Raw genomic sequence first — 19,317 nt, 5'->3', positions numbered from 1 at the left:
GCGGCATTTTTTCATATTTTGACGAAAAATAGAGAGCAGTAGTCCGCTGCACCCCAAGCATTATGGCTCTAAGCGCTTCGCTTCCTGCCACCATTGCTCCATTTCTAGTAAATCAGTTTGGTCAAAAGATTTACCCTTTATACGAAGTTGTTCTTCGATGTATTGAAATCGGCGTACAAATTTACGGTTCGTATATGTTAACGACTCTTCTGGATCGGCGTCAATGAACCGAGATACATTCACGACAGCGAATAATAGATCGCCGAGTTCCTCGCGCGCATGATCCAGCTCTTCATCCTTCACGGCATCGTCTTGATCCGATCCCGCATCTCGTATCGCCTCTCGCAATTCTTGCAATTCTTCGGCCACTTTGTCAAGTACATCCTTGGCATTGTCCCAGTCAAATCCGACTTTAGCCGCCTTTTTCTGCAGCTTATAGGCCTTCATGAGCGCAGGCAAGTCACGCGGCACACCGTCCAGTACGGAAGGTCTCGCGTCCGTAATTCCCTTGATCTGCTGCTCCTCTGCCTTCATCTGTTCCCATGTTCCAAGCGCGGATTCGACATCTTCTGCATGCTGATTACCAAATACATGCGGGTGGCGGAAAATAAGCTTCTCATTCAATGATTGGATGACATCGTATACACTGAATGTACCCACTTCTTCCTCCATTTGGGAGTGCAGCATAATTTGCAACAGCAAATCGCCGAGCTCCTCCTGCATCGCAGTTGGATCATCGTCATCAATCGTTTCGAGTACTTCATACGTCTCCTCGATCAGATTTTTGCGAATCGATTCATGTGTCTGCTCTTGATCCCATGGACATCCTCCAGGGCTTCGCAAGATCGATACAATCTCATGCAGGCGACCGAATGTGCGCTTGCGCACTTCATCACTGTCGGTGCGTGGAACCCAAATTAGGGATAGATTGCCGTAGCCTTCAATGCGATCCAGCTCATACAGCGGAATACGCTGCATATGCTCCATGCCTTCTACGCCAAGCGCATGGCCTACTACGACTTCATAGTCTTCCGGATATACTTCCATCAGTCCCAGCTTCACATCAGACGCTGTAAACGTATCATACACTTGTCCAATCACGGTGTGCAACCTTGGGTTCAAGCCATCAGCCTGCAGTCCGGCCGCATCAAGCAGTTGGAACCCTTCAATCGGATCGAATCCGAAACGTAGGAACGCCTGATCCAGGAAGCTCTCTCCCCCGATAATTCGCAGCTCAATGCCCTGTTCCGAGCATTGATCCCGCAGCAAGCGAACCGTTGACTCTGCGACCATCGGATGCCCAGGAACCGCGTATACAATTGGATTCTCGGGACTGACAGCAGCAGCTGCCATCAATTGGCGAACAATTTCTTTGTACACCGATGGGAAATCGTCTTGCATTTCATATACGGAATCGAATGAGCGAAATGCGACATCATTCTGTTGCAAATATGCGATTACCGGATGGTCAGCCGTGCGTACGTACAATTGCTTTGCCTCGCGCAGCAAGTTCCATACGGCTAACGTCAATTGACTTTCATCGCCGGAGCCGAGCCCGACGACAGTAATGGTTCCAGGCATGAATGAATCTCCCTTCGATTGTTGCATCACTGTGTATTATTCCCCACACTTCTGCTCACAGAATCACATGCGGGGCGAGAATCGCGCAGCGAATGAAGCAAGCTTCGGCCCGATGCGCGGCAGCTCGGCCAGTTCCTGCGGCCGAACTGCACCGAGTGCGATGGCTAGCAGGGCGAATATAGCCGCGCCAAGCGGCACGCCTACGGCTACGGCGAGCACGGCCGCTAAGCGGCCAGAAGCGCCAAGCCATGCCGGAACGGCCGCGGCCAGGCTGACGCCTGCAGCCATGCCGCCAAGCGCCAGCGCAAGGCGCGCGCTGCGAGCGCCCCAGGCGGCGAAGTGCACGCCGCTTGCGACGGCGAGCGCATGCGCGTTCAATGCTGCGGCCAGACCAAGCGAGGCCGCAGCAGAGATGGCTGCCCCGGCAATGCCGTAGGCCGGGATCAGCCATACATTCAGCGCCGCCTTCACGATTGCGGCGCATACAAGATGCACGGCTGGCGCACGCACCGCGCCTATGCCCTGCAGCAGCGCGGCTGACACGGCGTGGAATACGCCGCTTACAGCCGTGGATGCCACCAGCACGAACGTCAGCGTTCCCGCGCTGTCCGTGTATAACGCCACATTGAGCGGCTCCGCCAAGGCGACGAGCCCGACGGTAGCAGCAAGACCAAGCATCCACGACCAGCGAAGAGCTATCTTAATAGTCGGCGCAAGACCGACAGTACCCTCTCTGCGCATGAGCGACGCCACCATCGGGACGACCCCCACAGCAAGTGAGCTCGCCACCATTGTGACAAGTTGCACAAGAGGATACGCCCGGCTGTACACGCCGAACTGTGCGAGTGCCTCTGCCTCACTCCACCCTTGCTGCAGCAGAAACCGAGGCACCGTAAATACATCCACTACATTTACCGCTGGCAGCACAATTGCACCTAAACAAATTGGCAGGGCAGTCCATGTCAGCTTCCGAATCCAGCTCCAGACGGCGCCTGCCTGCTGCCTCATCCCTAATTGCGGTTTTTTCCGCAGTCGACTGTGGCTTCTACGCTTCTCCCTCCAGCGGAAGATCATCATAGTTAGCAACCCGCATAGACCACCCGCAAATGATCCAAACGTAGCTCCTGCAGCGATTGTCTCATCCGCTGCGCCCAGATGACTATAGTACAGCAGAAACCCAATCATGACCGCTACGCGTCCTGTCTGCTCGATAACCTGTGATACAGCTGTTGACGTCATCCGTCCACTGCCCTGATCGTAGCCTCGGAGAGCAGCGGCAAGCGGCATTACAAGCAGCGCATAGGCAGCACTCTGGATAGCGGCCACCGTATGTTGATTGCCAATCCAACTGGCGATCTGTTCTGCGCCAGCCAGCATAGCGAAGAACCCGGCAATCCCAGTAACCGTCATGAGCAGACTGGATGCTAGAAGCACCTGTTCAGAGCCTACCTCATCCCCAGCTGCCTCGCATTCTGCCACGAGCCGTGCTACCGCAACTGGAATACCCGCACTAGCTATCGCTACTAGCAGCACATAGAATGGGTATACCGCGTTATATATGCCGAATACACCGTCTCCCCCGATATTTTGCAGCGGGATTTTCTGCAGTGTTCCGATCACCTTCGACACTATCGTCGCCATGCCTAGCAGTAAAGCGCCGGACATAACTTGCCCCGCAACTCGGGGGGTTCGTTTGTTCAACCGTCATCCCCGCCCATCTCTAACATTCGTAACGTATTATAGCATATCAAGACAGGCCAATTCCTCCTCGCCTGGACAAGCTCCATGCATAGAAGCTGCAGCACCGTCTATGATGTCTGCAATCTCGTATTTTCAGCGCTCCTGCCCAACAAGAAAAAAATACGGCTAATCAATATGCCTCTGCAACGGCGTAGGGATGACTGGATATTAGAGCTCAGAGCACAAAAAAAGCCCCTGCATCGCTCAAGCTACGTATACACGCATCCTGTATGAGCAGGGACTTTCGTTAGCAAATTTCGGATTACTGCTCCATTTGCTTACCAAGGAAGCCAGCAGCCGTTTCCGACATTTTCACTTCCATTTGGCTCATTTTCACGCTGTCGTCTTTGTTAAGCATAACAACTGTACCGATAGGATCTCCACCAGCAACGATTGGAGCAACAACGAAAGAAGAGAAAGCTTCTTGGCTGTCTTTTACGATTTCATAATTGCCTGCGTTCGTTTCGATCATCGTCTTGCGGTTTTCCATACAGTTCTCAAGCAACATCCCGATTTGCTTGTCCATGTATTCTTTCTTCGATCCGCCAGCAACTGCGATTACAGTATCACGGTCAGAGATCATTGTGATATGTCCTGTGCTCTCATACAAGGATTCCGCATATTCCTTAGCGAAGTCGCCCAATTCACCAATTGGGGAATATTTCTTAAGGATAACCTCTCCATCACGATCAACGAAAATTTCAAGAGGATCTCCCTCGCGAATGCGCAAAGTGCGACGAATTTCTTTAGGGATTACAACACGTCCGAGGTCATCGATACGACGTACAATTCCAGTAGCTTTCATTATGAGTTGCCCCGCTTTCAGTAAGTATTTTCGATTTACTGTATTATTGTTAATTAGGAGGGATGCGGAATGGTTTGTAATACTGACCATAGTATTCATCTGCTCCCAAGTTCTTATACATACACATCATACGTAGGTAATGCCATCCAAGTTGCAAAAAAAATCACATTTTTCGACACTAACCGACATTTTTTTAGAACGAATTCTTAAAATTTTCACATTTTACATCAATATACCGGAATTTTTTAGTTTTTTCCTCTGATTTTGTCGAAAAAAAGCTTATCTTTTTCGACATCAATGCGAAATGTTGGATTTGCTTTAGTATCAAACTTCATCATCGTACTTTTGGATTTTACTTCTGTGTACACAGTGAAAAGATAACACCATCCAAATTACGACCGGTAGTAATTTGAATAGCCGCTAACATAGTATGTCTAATTTTCCCCAAGCCATGACAAATGTAAATAAACGTATTTTTAGAGGATGAAACCGGAAATGAAAACTTTTTATTGTTTTTATGGATATTTCATTCCGTTTCCATACCTTCCGCGAAAAATAGCCCCTTCCCCTTGAGGGGAAAGGGCTACGGCACGAGATGATGACATATCATCTCGCGGCATGCCTTTACTTGCCTGATTCTGCTTTTGTATCTTTAGGAGCTTCTGTATTCTGATCTTTTTTCTCGTCCTTCTTCTCTTCCGGCTTTGTCTCCGTCTTAGGAAGGTCGATTTTCTTGATCAGCTTATCCAGATCCTTCTGCATGAAGTTGTTCATCAGCTCAGAAGCTGCACGCGTACGCAATGCTTCCTTCTCTTCTTCTGTCAACTTGCTGTATTCCTTCTCTTTACGATCTTCCACGCGCATAACGTGGTAGCCGTAGTCTGTCTCAACTGGATCGCTCACTTGGTTAAGCGGCAATGTCAAGGCAGCTTCCTTGAATTGCGGTACCCATTGACTTACAGCAGCGTCCTTGTACAGACCACCAGTCTTAGCGGAACCTGGATCCTCAGACGTTGTCTCAGCCAACTTCGCGAAGTCTTCACCCTTCTTCAGACGAGCTTGTACATCCTTAGCCATCTTCAGAGCATCTTCTTTTTTGCGCTCTTTGCCTTCTTTGTCCTTGAATCCAATGAGAATATGACGAACGGAAGCAGTTGTCATATCCTTCTTATTCTTCTCGAACTCAGCCTTGAGCTGATCTTCCGTTACCTTGCCGTTGTAATCCTGTACAACGGTCAAGATGCGCGTCATATACTCCGTAATTTCCTCTTCCGTAAGTTTGCGCTTGTCCAGCATTTCTTTGAACTGCTTGTCTCCGACTTGCTTCTTCATCAAGCCAATTTGTTCTTTGGCTTTATCTTTACCGGTTTGCTTTGCTTTCTCCGGTGCTTTGCCATCCAAATAGCGATACGCGATTTGCTGCTTCACGAAGTAGTCGCGGAATTGATCCATGCTAATGATCTGCTCGTATTCCGGATAGAAGAACAGCATGTTCGAGATTTCTTTGTCGAAATCATTCTGTGTAATCTGTCCTCCCTCATACGTAGCAACGACTTTACTGTTGTCGGTTGCCTTGCCCGCTGACTTCTCGTCTTTGTTGCCGCATCCGGCTAATACGGATATTGCGAGTACCGCAGACAATGCCAGCAACAACCACTTCTTGGAACGCGTCTTGTTATTTTGCAACATTCTGCAATTCTCCCTTCGATTTGATGGCACCCTTAGCTTCCTGCATGAATTGCTCTAGTATCATTAACAGCTGCAGCGCATCAACGCCTCGTGCATTGAACTTCACAGCACCGCAAGCCTCTTGATCGACATTAATCCGTCTGTCGAGTTTAGATGCAACAGCAGCCATCTTCTTGCGGTCTAACCACGGATCCGCCGAAGAATGGACCTTGATCGTGACCACATCTCCACGCTGTACAATTGACTCCCATCCATACTGCTTCGCATGAAGCTTCAGCCTAGCGACAGCGAGTAATTGAAGGACAGCAAGAGGTGGTTCACCAAAGCGGTCGATGAGTTCATCCCGCAGTTCTTCGACTTCATCCAATGTAGCAAGTCCCGCTACCTTTTTATAAATCTCAATCTTCTGAATACTATCATAAATATAATTCGGCGGCAAATACGCATCTACGTTCAGGTCGATGAGGGTTGTAAGCTCCTGCTGATCCTCAATAGCGACACCATCGATCTCCGCCTTGCGCTTGTTCACCTCATCTGCAAGCATCTGCGAGTATAGATCAAATCCAACAGATGCAATAAATCCATGCTGCTCCGCACCTAGCAGATTACCCGCCCCTCGGATGGATAAGTCGCGCATCGCAATTTTGAATCCGGAACCAAGCTCGGTGAACTCCTTAATCGCCTGAAGCCGCTTCTCTGCCACCTCGTTCAGTACCTTGTCGCGCTGATAAGTGAAGTAAGCATAAGCAATCCGGTTCGAGCGGCCCACTCGCCCACGCAACTGATACAGCTGCGACAGACCCATCTTGTCCGCATCATGAACGATGAGCGTGTTCACGTTCGGAATGTCTACGCCTGTCTCTATAATACTGGTGCTGACGAGCACATCGTATTCCCCATCCAAGAAGTCGAGAATTGTCTTCTCCAGCTCTGTCTCGGACATTTGCCCATGGCTTACCGTCACACGGGCATCCGGCACGAGCATTTTAATATGGTCGGCCATCTGATGAATCCCCTGCACTCGGTTGAACAGGAAGTAGACCTGCCCGCCTCTTGCCAGCTCTCGTTCTATTGCCTCGCGAACTAAATTATCGCTGTATTCAAGCACGTAGGTCTGAACAGGGAATCGGTTTTCTGGCGGTGTCTCGATAACCGACAAATCCCGGACACCGAGCATGGACATATGCAGGGTACGCGGAATAGGTGTCGCCGTCAGCGTCAGCACGTCGACATTCATCTTCAGCTTTTTCAGCTTCTCCTTGTGCGTCACGCCAAAACGTTGCTCTTCATCAACAATCAGCAATCCTAAATCTTTGAAAACAACATCCTGAGAGAGCAGGCGGTGAGTGCCGATAATGACGTCGACAACACCCGACTTTAGCCCTTTCATGGATTCGTTCTGTTCCTTGCGGGAACGGAATCGGCTAAGAACCTGAATATTAAATGGATAATCGGCAAATCGCTCACGGAACGTCTCATAGTGCTGCTGTGCCAAGATGGTTGTTGGTACGAGTATCGCCACCTGCTTGCCTTCGATTGCGGCCTTGAAGGCAGCTCGAACCGCAACTTCCGTCTTGCCGTACCCTACGTCACCGCACAATAGACGATCCATCGGACTCGCCTTCTCCATATCCTGCTTAATTTCTTCGATGGCACGCAGTTGATCTCGCGTCTCATCATAGGGGAACATATCCTCGAATTCCCGCTGCTCTGGTGTGTCCTTCTCGAAGGCATAACCACTAGATGCTTGTCTTGCTGCGTACAGCTTGATCAAGTCGTCAGCAATGTCCTTCACGGAGGAACGAACTTTACTCTTAACCTTCGTCCACTCGGTTCCACCCAGCTTATAGATTTTCGGCTCCTTCTCTTCCGAGCTCACATAACGCTGGATGAGATGAAGCTGATCCACTGGGACAGATAGTTTATCCCCACCCGCATACAAAATATGCAGATAGTCCTTATGGATACCGTTAATCTCCAGCGTCCCAATTCCAATATACTTACCAATGCCATGATTCTGATGGACGACATAATCGCCGACCTTCAGTTCCGTATAGCTGCGAATCCGTTCCGCATTGTCCACCTTCGCGTTCAGTTCCGTGCGGCGTGTCTTCCGCTGCTTGCCGGAGAACATCTCACCCTCAGTAATAACTACAAGGTGAATGGACGGGAGCTCAAAGCCTGTCTGCAGGTTGCCCTTTAAAATCGTAGGCTCAGGTATTGCGTAATCCTGAAGCACACGACGCATCCGTTCAATTCGTTCATCACCGTTCGCCAGCATAATGACGTTGGCGCCTGACTTCTTCCACCGTTCCATTTCTGCTTTCAAGACATTCATTTGTCCATGGAAGTTCTGCATGGACCGGCACATGACGTTCACGATATTTTGCGGCTGCGTATGAGGAACCTGTCTGAGGAACAGCGCCATAAATACGGTCTGGAATGGGCGCTTGCCCATTGCGACGTCAGATGTCACTCCTAGAGGAAGCGCTGGCAATGTCTTGCCATTCGACAACAAGTGTGTGCTCCACTCCAGTTCATCTCGTTCAAGCTGTTTGGCTGTCTCCATGACTCTAGCAGGCTCATCTACGACAAGCAGCGTGTCCTTCGGCATATAATCATATAATGTGTGCTTCTCTGGATAGAGCAGCGCCACGTATTTATAGAGCTCTGTAAAATAAACAGAACCTCTCATCCGTTCGATATCATGCCCGATTTCCCGCTCAAGCTTCTCCTTTACTTGGCGATCGGACATCTTGCCCAGCTGTTCTTCAAGACGTGCAAAAGTCGCCTCAGCCGCAGCGGCGAAGCGTGTCTCGTCTGCAATTAAGTCTTTGCAAGGCAGTATTGTCAATTGCTTCAGCTTATCGATAGAACGTTGATCCTGGGTGTCGAATGAGCGAATGGAGTCAATTTCATCATCGAACCATTCAATTCGATACGGATAAGGAGCTGTGATTGGATAAATATCTACAATCCCACCACGGACGCTCATCTCTCCCTTGGCCTCGACACGTTCTGTACGCTCATAGCCGCACGCAACCATTTCTGCCAGGAAGGTTTCCAGTGGAAGCTCATCGCCTAGCGACAGAGATATGCCAGCCTCAGCCATCATCTCGCGGGCAGGCAAAAAGCGCCGCAATCCCGCATACGGCGTTACGATTATCCCACGGAATCCACGTGCACACCGGGTAAGCACTTCGATGCGCTGCGCAATCACTTCTGGACTTGATATCGCTGCTTCTGCAGCTACCAACTCATTGGCCGGGTATAAGAGCACTTGATCCGCCGACAAACATTCCTGCAGGTCATCAGCTACTTTTTGTGCAGAGAACATGTTGTGTGTGACGACGAGTACTGGACGATCCAACTGCATCTGAAGTGCCGCCATCATCACCTGACGAGCTGAACCGGACAAGCCGGATACCAATTGCTCCTTCATTCCTGCACGGACACCCGCAGCAATCGATTCAATATCACGTTCTTCTGATAAAGCTTGCATGAGTGCATTCAACAAAAGATAGGCACCTCTTTCTCACCCACAATAAATACTACAAGGTATAACTAGTAAGGTTATATACGTTACCCTCATCCAAAATAAGCCTCGGCTGACAAGCCAAGGCTGACGCTAACTCCCATTGCCCATCCACCCTCATTGCAAGGGGGAGGAAAGCAAAGACAACTCGGGATGCATCTGAATCGCTTCTGTACAATATTCACATGTCATCCGCACGGTTACATCTCCATTGGAATGAACGACAATATATTGTTGGCGCTCGTCTGGGGTAAGACGGTGGAAGCCGAGGCGTTCCTCATCAATCCCGTTCCCGTCGATGCGCCCAATCATTGTATGACAATGTTTGCACACGTAATTCACAGACATGTATATGCCTCCCATTCTTGGATTATACCGTTCAGTATGTCCAAAAGAAAGGCACATTAGCCCAACATCAGTTTTGATCAGATCATATTATCGATTGAATTTCGCCATCGTCTGCTCGAACGAATGCTTAAGCGAGAATTCGACAGCGTCGCAAGTGCGCTCGACTGTCTGCTTCAAGTCTTCCATACCCGCTTTAGGGAACGTAGACAGCACGTAATCTACAATAGACCGACCAGGCTCCGGACGAGATATCCCCATCCGAACTCGATTGAAGGATTGCGTTCCCAGATGCTGGATGAGCGATTTAATCCCGTTGTGACCACCCGCACTCCCTTGATAGCGCAAGCGAATCTTCCCAAGCTCTGTATCCATATCATCATATAGAACGATAAAATCCTCAATATCCGCCTTATAGTAATCCATATATGCGCGAACAGCCTCTCCAGACAGATTCATATACGTCATGGGTTTGATAAGAACTACCTTCTCTGTTCCAACGCGTCCCTCTCCGATTAACGCCTTGCATTTGCTCTCACGTACCTGAATGCCGAAGCGATCCGCAAGAGAGTCAATTGCCATAAAGCCGATATTGTGGCGGGTTGCGGCATATTCGGTTCCCGGGTTACCTAATCCTACAATCCACTTCAAGAGCGCTACATCCTTCCTTATTGATCATCGATATGATGATTGAACTGCTTTTGGCATGCATCCGCACCTGATTCGCAGACACATTCAAATGCCGATAAGGGTTACTTCTCCGGCGAAGACCGAAGACGTAACCCTTCCGTAACGTGCAGCTCAGGTCACTCGACCCACGCTTTATTCAATCTCAAACAATTTACTGATAGACAATTCTTCGTGAACACGAATAATCGCTTCACCCATTAACGGTGCAACCGACAGTACGTGTAACTTGCTAGATGGGTTTTCATGTGTAATCGGAATTGTATCCGTTACAACAACCTCTTTAAATGGCGATTTCTCCAAACGATCCATCGCAGGTCCGGACAGTACTGGATGCGTACAGCAAGCGTAGACTTCCTTCACCCCTGCTTCAACCAATGCGTTCGCACCAAGCACAATCGTACCAGCCGTGTCGATAATGTCATCGATAATGATCGCTGTCTTGCCTTTAATATCCCCGATAATATTCATAACTTCACTAACGTTCGGCTCTGGACGACGCTTGTCGATAATGGCAAGCGGTGCATTCAGGAAGTCAGCCAATTTGCGCGCACGTACCACACCACCATGGTCAGGCGATACGACAACAACGTTTTCGAGTTGCTTCGAGCGGAAATATTGTGCCAAAATTGGAACACCCAGCATATGATCCACAGGAATATCAAAGAATCCTTGAATTTGTGTGGCATGCAAGTCCATCGTAATAACACGATGAGCTCCTGCTGTCTCGATCAAATTCGCTACAAGCTTCGCCGTAATCGGATCGCGCGAACGCGCTTTACGGTCTTGGCGAGCGTAGCCATAGTAAGGGATAACTACGTTAATGCTCTTTGCCGATGCACGCTTCAATGCGTCCACCATTACAAGCAACTCCATCAAATTGTCATTGACCGGGTCGCATGTCGATTGAACGACGTAAACGTCACAACCGCGTACACTTTCAGACAACTTAACTTGGATTTCTCCATCACTAAAGCTCTTCGTTTCTGCATCTCCCATCGGAATTCCGATGTATTCTGCAATCTTGTTCGCCAAATTAGGATTGGAGTTGCAAGTGAAAATTTTCAACTTGGAATCACAATACGTCATGATATTAAAAACCCTCCGTGCCGGTTCTTGTTCATCGTTGTTTTATACTGTCCGTTAATGGTGCTGCTTAGTCTATCCCTACATGGTCTCAACTAAAAAGGCTCTCAATACCATGCTAAACGATATTGAATGAAAAGTGCAACCTTATCGATCACTTTTCTCGTTCTTTTTTTGCTTTTGCACGGGCGCGAATCTTCTCCGCATACCCTGGCTTGTTTACTTGACGCTCACGAGCGATGGCCAAGTCATTATCTGGTACAGGATGTGTAATCGTTGATCCGGCAACGACGTAAGCGCCAGTGCCTACTTTGATAGGTGCAATCAAGTTGACATTGCTGCCAATGAACGCATCATCGCCAATTTGAGTGAGCGACTTATTGAAGCCGTCATAGTTGACCGTAATCGCGCCACATCCAACATTTACATTCTTCCCTACTTCGGCATCACCAATATAACTGAGATGCGATACTTTCGTTTGATCATCAAGCGACGCATTTTTAATTTCCACGAAGTCGCCGACTTTTACCTGCTTACCAAGACGTGCGCCTGGACGCAAATAAGCGAATGGACCAACTGAACTCTCGTCGCCTACAATCGCTTCACTGAGTACAGATTGCTTAATATGCACTTGATCGCCGATTGTAGAATCAACAATCTCGCTGTTCGGCCCAATAACGCATTCGCCGCCAACCGTCGTGTTGCCACGCAGGCTTGTCCCTGGTTCAATGATCGTATCCGCTCCGATGACAACACCAGACTCAATATACGTATTGGCAGGATCAATAATCGTTACACCATTCAGCATATGGCGCTTGTTGATACGCTCACGCATGAAGCGTTCCGCTTCAGACAACACCAAGCGATCATTAACGCCGATTGCCTCACTGTTATCCGGCGTACAATATGCTTGCACCGTATCTCCTTGTGCCTTCATGATGCCGATTACGTCAGTCAAATAATACTCTTGCTGGGCATTATCATTTCTGATCTGCTCCAGCGCCGCGAACAACTTCACATTGTCGAAGCAATACGTGCCCGTATTGATCTCCTTCACGAGCTGTTCTTCGGTCGTACAATCCTTTTGTTCGACAATTTTCAAGACCGAACCGTCTTCTGCGCGAATGACGCGACCGTAACCTGTCGGATCATTCAGTTCAGCCGTCAAAATCGTCGCTGACGCCTGAGCGCGGTTATGCAGTTCCATCAACTGAGCCAACGTTTCTGGTGTCACTAGCGGTGTATCGCCGCAAATGACAAGTGTCGTTCCTTCCTCACCATCAAGAAGCGCCTTCGCTTGCTTAACCGCATGTCCTGTACCAAGCTGTTCCGCTTGCAAGGCGTACTCGGCACGGTTCCCCAGGAATTGCTGTACTGCTTCTGCTCCATGTCCTACAATGACGACGGTGCGCTCACAATCCACACTTTCGACAGCATCAAGAACATGCCCTACCATTGGTTTCCCGCATACGGGATGAAGCACTTTGTACAATTTTGACTTCATGCGTTTGCCTTGTCCGGCAGCAAGCACAATGGCCATTCTTTTCAAAGCGTCCGACCTCCTGCTCTACCTTTACTCCATAGAAGAATATATCTCATTATGGAGAAAAAGAAAAGAGAGCCCCTATGATTGGCTCTCTTTCTTTGCAACCCCAATTATAAAATCATAAAACTACGCGCCCTCTTCGATAACTTCCTCTTCCGTAGCAGCGCGTTCGTATTCAGCCAATACAGCAGCTTGAATCTTCTCGCGAGTCGCCGAAGAAATCGGATGAGCAATATCGCGGAATTCGCCATCTGGAGTCCGCTTGCTCGGCATCGCTACAAACATGCCATTGTTGCCGTCGATTACACGAATGTCATGAACGACAAACTCGTTATCGATCGTAATCGATGCGATTGCCTTCATTCTCCCCTCTGTGTTGACGCGGCGGAGTCTTACATCAGTAATTTGCACGTGTGTTCACCACCTTTTTCCATCGAGACTTGGTGTATAATTCCACACGCGCATGAAAAATCCTTCTTAAATTTGCCAATAATCTAACTTTTTTTAAAAATTTATGCCTGTCTTTAACGGATTCGACAAGCTTCGATTTATATCGCTGCGATCAGTTCAATTTCGACAAGTACGTCCTTCGGGAGTCTCGCTACCTCTACACAGGAGCGTGCAGGCTTGTGATTACCGAAGTACGATTCATAGATAGCATTGATTTGAGCAAATTGATTCATGTCCTTGATAAAAACAGTAGCCTTAATTACCTTATCGAAAGAAGTACCTGCTTCTGCAAGCACAGCCCTCAAGTTGGAGAACACTTGGTGTGTCTGCTCCTCAATTCCGCCTTCCACGAGCACACCTTGTGCAGTCAACGGAATTTGACCCGAAGTGAACAAGAGGTTGCCCAGCTTCATTGCTTGTGAGTATGGGCCAATGGCCGCAGGCGCTTGATTCGTTGCAATTGCTTCTAATTCATGAGACATTTGAATACCCTCCCGAATCAATGTTGTTCTCTATCGCTTATTCCTTATCGAAGTAGTTCCCCGGCTTCACCATAATATGACGAGTCCGCGCATCTACAGTCCCAACGCGAATGAGGGACACATAATCTGTCAACAGCCGTTCTTCGTTCGATACATCCTCCGATTCTACCAATACACCAACACCCGCTACAGTGGCATCGAATTCCTTCAGGAGATCCATCATGCCGTGAATCGTTCCACCAGCACGCATGAAGTCGTCCACGATTAATACACGTGAGCGCTCCTTCAAGGCACGCCGTGCGAGTGTCATCGTATGGATGCTCTTCTGCGATCCTGATACATAGTTAATGCTAACGGCCGATCCCTCTGTCACAACATGGTCGCGACGTACTAGCACCACTGGCAGGTTCAGATGAGCAGCAGTCGCATAGGCAATTGGAATCCCCTTCGTCTCTACCGTCATCACGACGTCAATATTGCAGCCTGCAAAGGCAGATGCGAACATTCGACCTACATCGTTCATCAAGGCTGGTTGGCCTAAAATATCAGTAATATAGAAATATCCCCCAGGAAGCACCCGGTCTGGATGCCCCATTGATGCGCATAAAGACTCAATGACAGGAAGTGCGATATCAGGCGTGCATTTCGGAATAAACTTCACTCCGCCTGCAGCACCAGCCAGCGTCAGTAAATCTCCCGTCCCTTCGCTCTCGAACACCTCTTTAATAATAGCCAAATCCTCGCTAATGGAAGACTTGGCTGCACCGTAACGTTCTGCAAATGTCGTGAGCGGTATGAGCGTATGCGGCTTAGACATCAGATATTGGGTCATCTCAACCAGACGGGCGCTTCGCTTCAATTTTTTCATGATTACTCCTCGCTCAAAACCGAATATTATATTGTAGATATTACATGAATGTACGCTATTTAGCAAGATGATGGCCGCTTGTCAAGTCAAACAATCCTTGAATTGTAACCATTTCGCCTTCTTAGTACACGTTAATCTATCTAAGCCTGTTATCCCAACAAGCGTACCGCGTACACTTCCTTGCAAAAACCGCGCAGTCCATTATAGATCCTTGCGATCTTAGATTCTTTAGACACGAGGCCGAATACCGTCGGACCGCTGCCCGACATCAGCACCCCTTCAGCCCCGAGCCGAAGCATAGCATCCTTCAACTGCTGCACCTCCGGATGGAGCGGCAGCGTGACATCCTCCAGCACATTGCCAAGCGATTCACACACCCCTTGGAAGCTTTGGGCCTGTATCGCTCTGCGCATTTGATCCAGCGATGGATGCTCCGTAATCTGACTCGCTCTAAGGCGCCCATAGACATCAGCCGTCGATACATTAATCGGCGGCTTGGCAAGCACAACCCAGCATTGAGGTGGCTGCTCAATCATCTCAAGTGCCTCTCCGCGGCCGCGAGCTATTGCAGTCCCTCCCGTCACGCAGAACGGGACGTCTGACCCAAGTTCCGCACCAAGCACCTGCAGCTCTTCATCAGGAATCCCTAACTTCCATAATCGATTCAAGCCTCGCAGTGTAGCAGCAGCATCGCTGCTTCCACCGGCTAGTCCGGCAGCTACTGGTATTTTTTTATCTAAATGAATATATACGCCTTGCTTCACTTCATAATGTTCTTTAATTAGTTTTGCCGCTTGGAACGCCAAGTTCTTCTCATCTAACGGTATGTAACCTGCTTGGCTGGAGATGATAATCGTATCTCGAGGAAGTTCCTCCATCTCGAGACGGTCCGCTAAGTCTACCATCGTCATGACCATTTCGACGTCATGATACCCATCCTCGCGCTTACGCAGCACATCCAACAGCAAATTTATTTTGGCAGGCGCCTTCTCGTACACTTTCACTCGCGTTCACCCTTCTTTATCCTACGGATCGCTTACGTTATTATAACAGACTCTATGGTGCAAGTCATATGTGTACGTATACAGGCAATGAACATGATTTCGTTAATAAAAAAAGCGAACAGAGCGGAATAGATCCGATGCTCGCTGGATAGAAGGTTCATGACTCGTTATTTTTTCGAGGCTGCCTCTTCGGCAAGTTGAATGGCCCGCTTGACCATATCGCCAGCATCCTTCGCACGGATAGCACCCCATCCATATTTGGACACCGTATCGTAGAAGCCAAGATCTTTAGCCAATTCCACCTTCAGATCTTCAGACATGAAGCTGCGCTTTCTTCGGCTCATCACTGCACCTCCCACGCTTACCTTAAAGTTCATATCATCAGCAAGCACGACATAATCATCGGCCTACCGTTAATGTAAGTAGAAGCCACCTCCATTATACGTTCACTCCTGTTCCGATTTATGGGGGAGCATCTGGGAGAACCATGACCGTGCGTGCTCATGTCATTCCTTCAAAACAAACAAAAGGCAGCCCTCACAGGCTGCCGTCATGTCGCTTAACCGCGAACATATTCAATCTTCAACTCGCCGTTATCGGCGCATACGGTCACTTGGACCGATTCTGTTAATATATCTGCATAGCTATAGGATACCCGCTTAAACGCGTTCTGATCCTGGTCCAACTTAACAATAAATACAGAAGGGTAGGTTTCTTCCAACACGCCCGTACGCTCAATCGTTTTCCGACGACCGCCATTGGCGCGGAGCAGAATCTTCTGACCGACATGTGCTTCAAGACAACGACGAATTTCAAACAGCGCGTTTTTCGCCATTACAGCTACCACCTCTTTCCTTGTCCATTATAACCAATTCAAGAGGTGTTGTCAAATAAACGAATAATTATAACAATAACACCGTTTTCGTGTCAATGTGTTTTTTTGCCCAAATTTATTAAAATGGTTCTTTTTTCTGTATTTTATACATAGGCCGCTTATATTACGGTTGGTGTAACATTCAATGTCGATAAATCCTTCAACTTCGGCATGCCGACGCGATAACTTCCCTTTGTCTCAATGCCTCCCACCCCGTCAATGCCACTGACCATATGAGGCGCAATATCCCCAATCTGTACGGTATCACGAATTGAGGTATATGAGGCCTTAACCGCTACGTAAGCTGGATCAAGGGCATGAATCATAATTCGGCCCGGCGAACTTGCAAAGTTGGCTCCTGCTTGCAGAAGCGCCTCGAAGTGAGATTGGCATGCCCCGGCAATTACAGTCAATAAATCAAGATGGCGCTCATACTGCCTTGCCGTCTGTACTGCATTAACGAAGTTCTGGGAGTTCTTATAATTCTGCAAATTTAACAGATCACGGTACCTGCCGTTCTTCAATACACCATCATGTCCCGTAATGACGATTATATTCGGCTTCACTCGCGGCAGCAGCCGATACAACGTATCTGCCATATTGCGTTCATTCACATAATGGCCTTCTGCCGGCACGTTGAGCTGATTATATATCGCCATGCTCTTCTGTAAATACCCGGGATCCCCATCCAGATGGAGTACCGTTCCCGGCATATCAAAGGTTGAAATGGAATTCGGCATCTCTGCAAATGGAAGCTCCGTCCGCCTGCGCTCATGCAGCTGCCTACGCTGCTGTTCAAGCACCTCGACAGACTCCAACATCTTGATATGAGCCTGTTCCGTGCGGCGCGCAATCGTTGCCTTCGGTACACTAACTAAATCTTCAACATGGGAATCCGCCAGTAAGCGGTAATCCGTCCCCTTAATAATCGCCGTCTGTCGGAAGATCTCCTCCACACGGAATGTAATATCGCCACCGTACGACTTGCGTACGACCAAATCTCCCTGCTTCACTTGTTCGTTCATAGGATCAATCACCTCTCCGACTATCCTATGGGCAAACGCATAAATTGGTGATGCCTAAGCCTTAAAATTATGTTACTCCGCTTGATCCTCTTCTTCTGCACGTGCAATGGCTTGGCCGATCGCATGGGACAGAGCAGCGAACTCCTCAATCGAGAGTGTTTCCCCTCGGCGATTCGGTTCAATATGTGCTGAAGCAAGCGCTTCTGTCAGCCTGTCTGTACCACACTTGCTGGCATAGCGAGCCTTCAGGTTATTCCAAATCGTCTTGCGACGCTGAGCGAACGAAGCCTGTACAACATCGAATAACAGCGGCTCATCCTTCACCTGCACAGGTGGAGTCTGTCTCACACGTAGACGGATTACTGCAGACTCTACATTTGGCTGCGGGATGAACACCGTATGCGGCACGGTGCATACAAGCTCCGGCTCTGCAAAATATTGAACAGCCACACTTAAGCTGCCGTAATCCTTGCCTCCTGGCTTCGCTGCCATTCGCTCTGCAACTTCCTTCTGAATCATGACGACGATGTTCTTGAGCGGCAGACGCTCCTCCAGAAGCTTCATCATAATCGGGGTCGTCACATAATACGGCAAGTTAGCCACAACACTTACCCGATCGACATCCTGGAACTGTTCGCGGAACAATTCATGCAAATCCACCTTCAATACATCCCCATGTACAACATGGACATGTTCATAAGGCTCCAGCACTTCCCCTAATATCGGAAGCAAGCGCTGATCGATCTCGACTGCTGTTACACGACGAGCGCGCTTAGCGAGCTGCTCCGTAAGCGCACCAATCCCAGGCCCAATCTCCAGGGCACCTGTCACATCATCCAGCTCTGCAGCATCCACAATACGGCGCAAAATGTTCATATCAATTAGGAAGTTCTGTCCTAAGCTTTTCTTAAATGAAAACCCATGCTTGCGTATAATGTCTTTCGTGCGGTTCGGTGTTGCAATATCTATTCTCGTCTGCGTCATTCCATCTATTCTCCTTCTGCACATTGTTCCTGCTCGAATTGGTTCAGCTTCCGCAAGGCGTTCTCAAATTCCTCTCGTCCGATCTGAAACACACCGCAGCGCTTGAGCATCTGCTTCGCGTTGCAGTATCCAATGCCCAATATTTCACCTAACTGCCGTCTGCGTTCTGCAGAGCCTGCATGCGTCGTTAATCCCGCTTCGACGAGATCCGTCCACGTCAGCTCTGACGTCATGCTTGGCATCTCCGAGCGAACCTGCTCTAAGGCACGGCGAATCGCTTCTGGCTTTGCATTCTCCACACCAAGATCCCCTTTGGCTATCGCCTCATGTCTAGGCAGGAAAGCGTGCTTGCACCCAGGTACACGTTCTGCTATCGTCTTCCGAATTTTCTCTCCCGCATGATCTGGATCCGTGAAAATAATAACCCCTCGACGCTCTTGGGCCAATGCGATGCGTTTTATCGTTGTATCATTAATCGCCGATCCACCTGTCTCAATTGTATCCGCCTCAACGGCACGGTGAATGGCAACGGTATCATCTTTGCCTTCTACAACTATCACTTCACGTATCAATATGCTTGCTCCTCTCACCACAAGGCTGCTTCCTAATTCCGCAT

18 protein-coding genes are annotated in these 19,317 nt (G+C 48.9%); all 18 read right to left on the bottom strand.

Going from position 1 to position 19,317, the window contains the following annotated elements:
* Positions 1-60 precede the first annotated feature (60 nt).
* The 18 genes from yabN to rnmV all read right to left on the bottom strand — a co-directional run bounded on the left by yabN (position 61) and on the right by rnmV (position 19,273).
* On the bottom strand, positions 61-1,581 hold the full coding sequence (yabN, locus tag ABN764_RS28855; RefSeq protein WP_174809753.1) for a bifunctional methyltransferase/pyrophosphohydrolase YabN: 1,521 nt from the start codon (positions 1,579-1,581) through the stop codon (positions 61-63).
* Between the two features lie 63 nt (positions 1,582-1,644).
* Complete coding sequence (locus tag ABN764_RS28850) at positions 1,645-3,282, bottom strand: putative polysaccharide biosynthesis protein (protein WP_446673802.1); 1,638 nt, start codon at positions 3,280-3,282, stop codon at positions 1,645-1,647.
* Positions 3,283-3,583: 301 nt separating this feature from the next.
* Positions 3,584-4,126 (bottom strand): stage V sporulation protein T, encoded by a 543-nt coding sequence (gene spoVT, locus ABN764_RS28845; RefSeq protein WP_021255234.1) that lies wholly within the window; start codon positions 4,124-4,126, stop codon positions 3,584-3,586.
* A 624-nt stretch (positions 4,127-4,750) separates the two neighbouring features.
* Entirely contained in the window at positions 4,751-5,815 is a 1,065-nt protein-coding gene (locus ABN764_RS28840; RefSeq protein ID WP_268627258.1) for a peptidylprolyl isomerase, read from the bottom strand.
* Positions 5,802-9,332: a transcription-repair coupling factor gene (mfd, locus tag ABN764_RS28835; protein ID WP_021255236.1), complete on the bottom strand. Its 3,531-nt coding sequence runs from the start codon at positions 9,330-9,332 to the stop codon at positions 5,802-5,804. The genes ABN764_RS28840 and mfd overlap by 14 nt, the downstream gene beginning before the upstream one ends.
* 135 nt (positions 9,333-9,467) lie before the next feature.
* Entirely contained in the window at positions 9,468-9,698 is a 231-nt protein-coding gene (locus tag ABN764_RS28830) for an anti-sigma-F factor Fin (protein WP_021255237.1), read from the bottom strand.
* Positions 9,699-9,785: 87 nt separating this feature from the next.
* Complete coding sequence (pth, locus tag ABN764_RS28825; RefSeq protein ID WP_446673801.1) at positions 9,786-10,346, bottom strand: aminoacyl-tRNA hydrolase; 561 nt, start codon at positions 10,344-10,346, stop codon at positions 9,786-9,788.
* A 171-nt stretch (positions 10,347-10,517) separates the two neighbouring features.
* Positions 10,518-11,471 carry a ribose-phosphate diphosphokinase gene (locus tag ABN764_RS28820; protein ID WP_005545532.1) on the bottom strand — a complete coding sequence of 318 codons (954 nt, stop codon included), beginning with the start codon at positions 11,469-11,471 and terminating at the stop codon, positions 10,518-10,520.
* 151 nt (positions 11,472-11,622) lie between these two features.
* Entirely contained in the window at positions 11,623-13,017 is a 1,395-nt protein-coding gene (gene glmU / locus ABN764_RS28815; RefSeq protein ID WP_446673800.1) for a bifunctional UDP-N-acetylglucosamine diphosphorylase/glucosamine-1-phosphate N-acetyltransferase GlmU, read from the bottom strand.
* Between the two features lie 123 nt (positions 13,018-13,140).
* On the bottom strand, positions 13,141-13,425 hold the full coding sequence (gene spoVG, locus ABN764_RS28810; RefSeq protein WP_005545528.1) for a septation regulator SpoVG: 285 nt from the start codon (positions 13,423-13,425) through the stop codon (positions 13,141-13,143).
* Positions 13,426-13,562: 137 nt separating this feature from the next.
* Entirely contained in the window at positions 13,563-13,946 is a 384-nt protein-coding gene (locus tag ABN764_RS28805; protein ID WP_021255240.1) for a RidA family protein, read from the bottom strand.
* Between the two features lie 37 nt (positions 13,947-13,983).
* Positions 13,984-14,814: a pur operon repressor gene (purR, locus tag ABN764_RS28800; protein ID WP_065292159.1), complete on the bottom strand. Its 831-nt coding sequence runs from the start codon at positions 14,812-14,814 to the stop codon at positions 13,984-13,986.
* A 149-nt stretch (positions 14,815-14,963) separates the two neighbouring features.
* The gene (gene ispE / locus ABN764_RS28795; RefSeq protein WP_446673799.1) at positions 14,964-15,818 is read right to left on the bottom strand and encodes a 4-(cytidine 5'-diphospho)-2-C-methyl-D-erythritol kinase; all 855 of its coding nucleotides are present in this window, start codon (positions 15,816-15,818) and stop codon (positions 14,964-14,966) included.
* A 167-nt stretch (positions 15,819-15,985) separates the two neighbouring features.
* Positions 15,986-16,162, bottom strand: a complete 177-nt coding sequence (locus ABN764_RS28790) for a small acid-soluble spore protein (alpha/beta-type sasp) (RefSeq protein ID WP_021255243.1) — start codon at positions 16,160-16,162, stop codon at positions 15,986-15,988.
* Positions 16,163-16,377: 215 nt separating this feature from the next.
* Complete coding sequence (veg, locus tag ABN764_RS28785) at positions 16,378-16,653, bottom strand: biofilm formation stimulator Veg (protein ID WP_021255244.1); 276 nt, start codon at positions 16,651-16,653, stop codon at positions 16,378-16,380.
* A gap of 158 nt (positions 16,654-16,811) precedes the next feature.
* Positions 16,812-17,717 (bottom strand): sporulation peptidase YabG, encoded by a 906-nt coding sequence (gene yabG / locus ABN764_RS28780; RefSeq protein WP_021255245.1) that lies wholly within the window; start codon positions 17,715-17,717, stop codon positions 16,812-16,814.
* A 72-nt stretch (positions 17,718-17,789) separates the two neighbouring features.
* Entirely contained in the window at positions 17,790-18,701 is a 912-nt protein-coding gene (rsmA, locus tag ABN764_RS28775) for a 16S rRNA (adenine(1518)-N(6)/adenine(1519)-N(6))-dimethyltransferase RsmA (protein ID WP_446673798.1), read from the bottom strand.
* A 5-nt stretch (positions 18,702-18,706) separates the two neighbouring features.
* Positions 18,707-19,273, bottom strand: a complete 567-nt coding sequence (rnmV, locus tag ABN764_RS28770) for a ribonuclease M5 (RefSeq protein WP_028532547.1) — start codon at positions 19,271-19,273, stop codon at positions 18,707-18,709.
* Positions 19,274-19,317 lie beyond the last annotated feature (44 nt).

This window comes from Paenibacillus wuxiensis, from assembly GCF_040195695.1.
Classification (GTDB): domain Bacteria; phylum Bacillota; class Bacilli; order Paenibacillales; family Paenibacillaceae; genus Paenibacillus_B; species Paenibacillus_B suaedae.
Note: the sequence above shows the minus strand (reverse complement) of the source record. Positions and strands in the feature narration are given on the sequence as shown.

Coding starts and splice junctions, on each gene's coding strand:
- purR (WP_065292159.1), bottom strand. CDS start 14,814: ATGAAAAAATTGAAGCGAAGCGCCCGTCTGGTTGAGATGACCCAATAT.
- ABN764_RS28820 (WP_005545532.1), bottom strand. CDS start 11,471: ATGACGTATTGTGATTCCAAGTTGAAAATTTTCACTTGCAACTCCAAT.
- ABN764_RS28840 (WP_268627258.1), bottom strand. CDS start 5,815: ATGTTGCAAAATAACAAGACGCGTTCCAAGAAGTGGTTGTTGCTGGCA.
- spoVT (WP_021255234.1), bottom strand. CDS start 4,126: ATGAAAGCTACTGGAATTGTACGTCGTATCGATGACCTCGGACGTGTT.
- ABN764_RS28805 (WP_021255240.1), bottom strand. CDS start 13,946: ATGTCTCATGAATTAGAAGCAATTGCAACGAATCAAGCGCCTGCGGCC.
- veg (WP_021255244.1), bottom strand. CDS start 16,653: ATGGCGAAAAACGCGCTGTTTGAAATTCGTCGTTGTCTTGAAGCACAT.
- ABN764_RS28830 (WP_021255237.1), bottom strand. CDS start 9,698: ATGTCTGTGAATTACGTGTGCAAACATTGTCATACAATGATTGGGCGC.
- yabN (WP_174809753.1), bottom strand. CDS start 1,581: ATGCCTGGAACCATTACTGTCGTCGGGCTCGGCTCCGGCGATGAAAGT.
- ABN764_RS28790 (WP_021255243.1), bottom strand. CDS start 16,162: ATGAGCCGAAGAAAGCGCAGCTTCATGTCTGAAGATCTGAAGGTGGAA.
- yabG (WP_021255245.1), bottom strand. CDS start 17,717: ATGAACGAACAAGTGAAGCAGGGAGATTTGGTCGTACGCAAGTCGTAC.
- rsmA (WP_446673798.1), bottom strand. CDS start 18,701: ATGACGCAGACGAGAATAGATATTGCAACACCGAACCGCACGAAAGAC.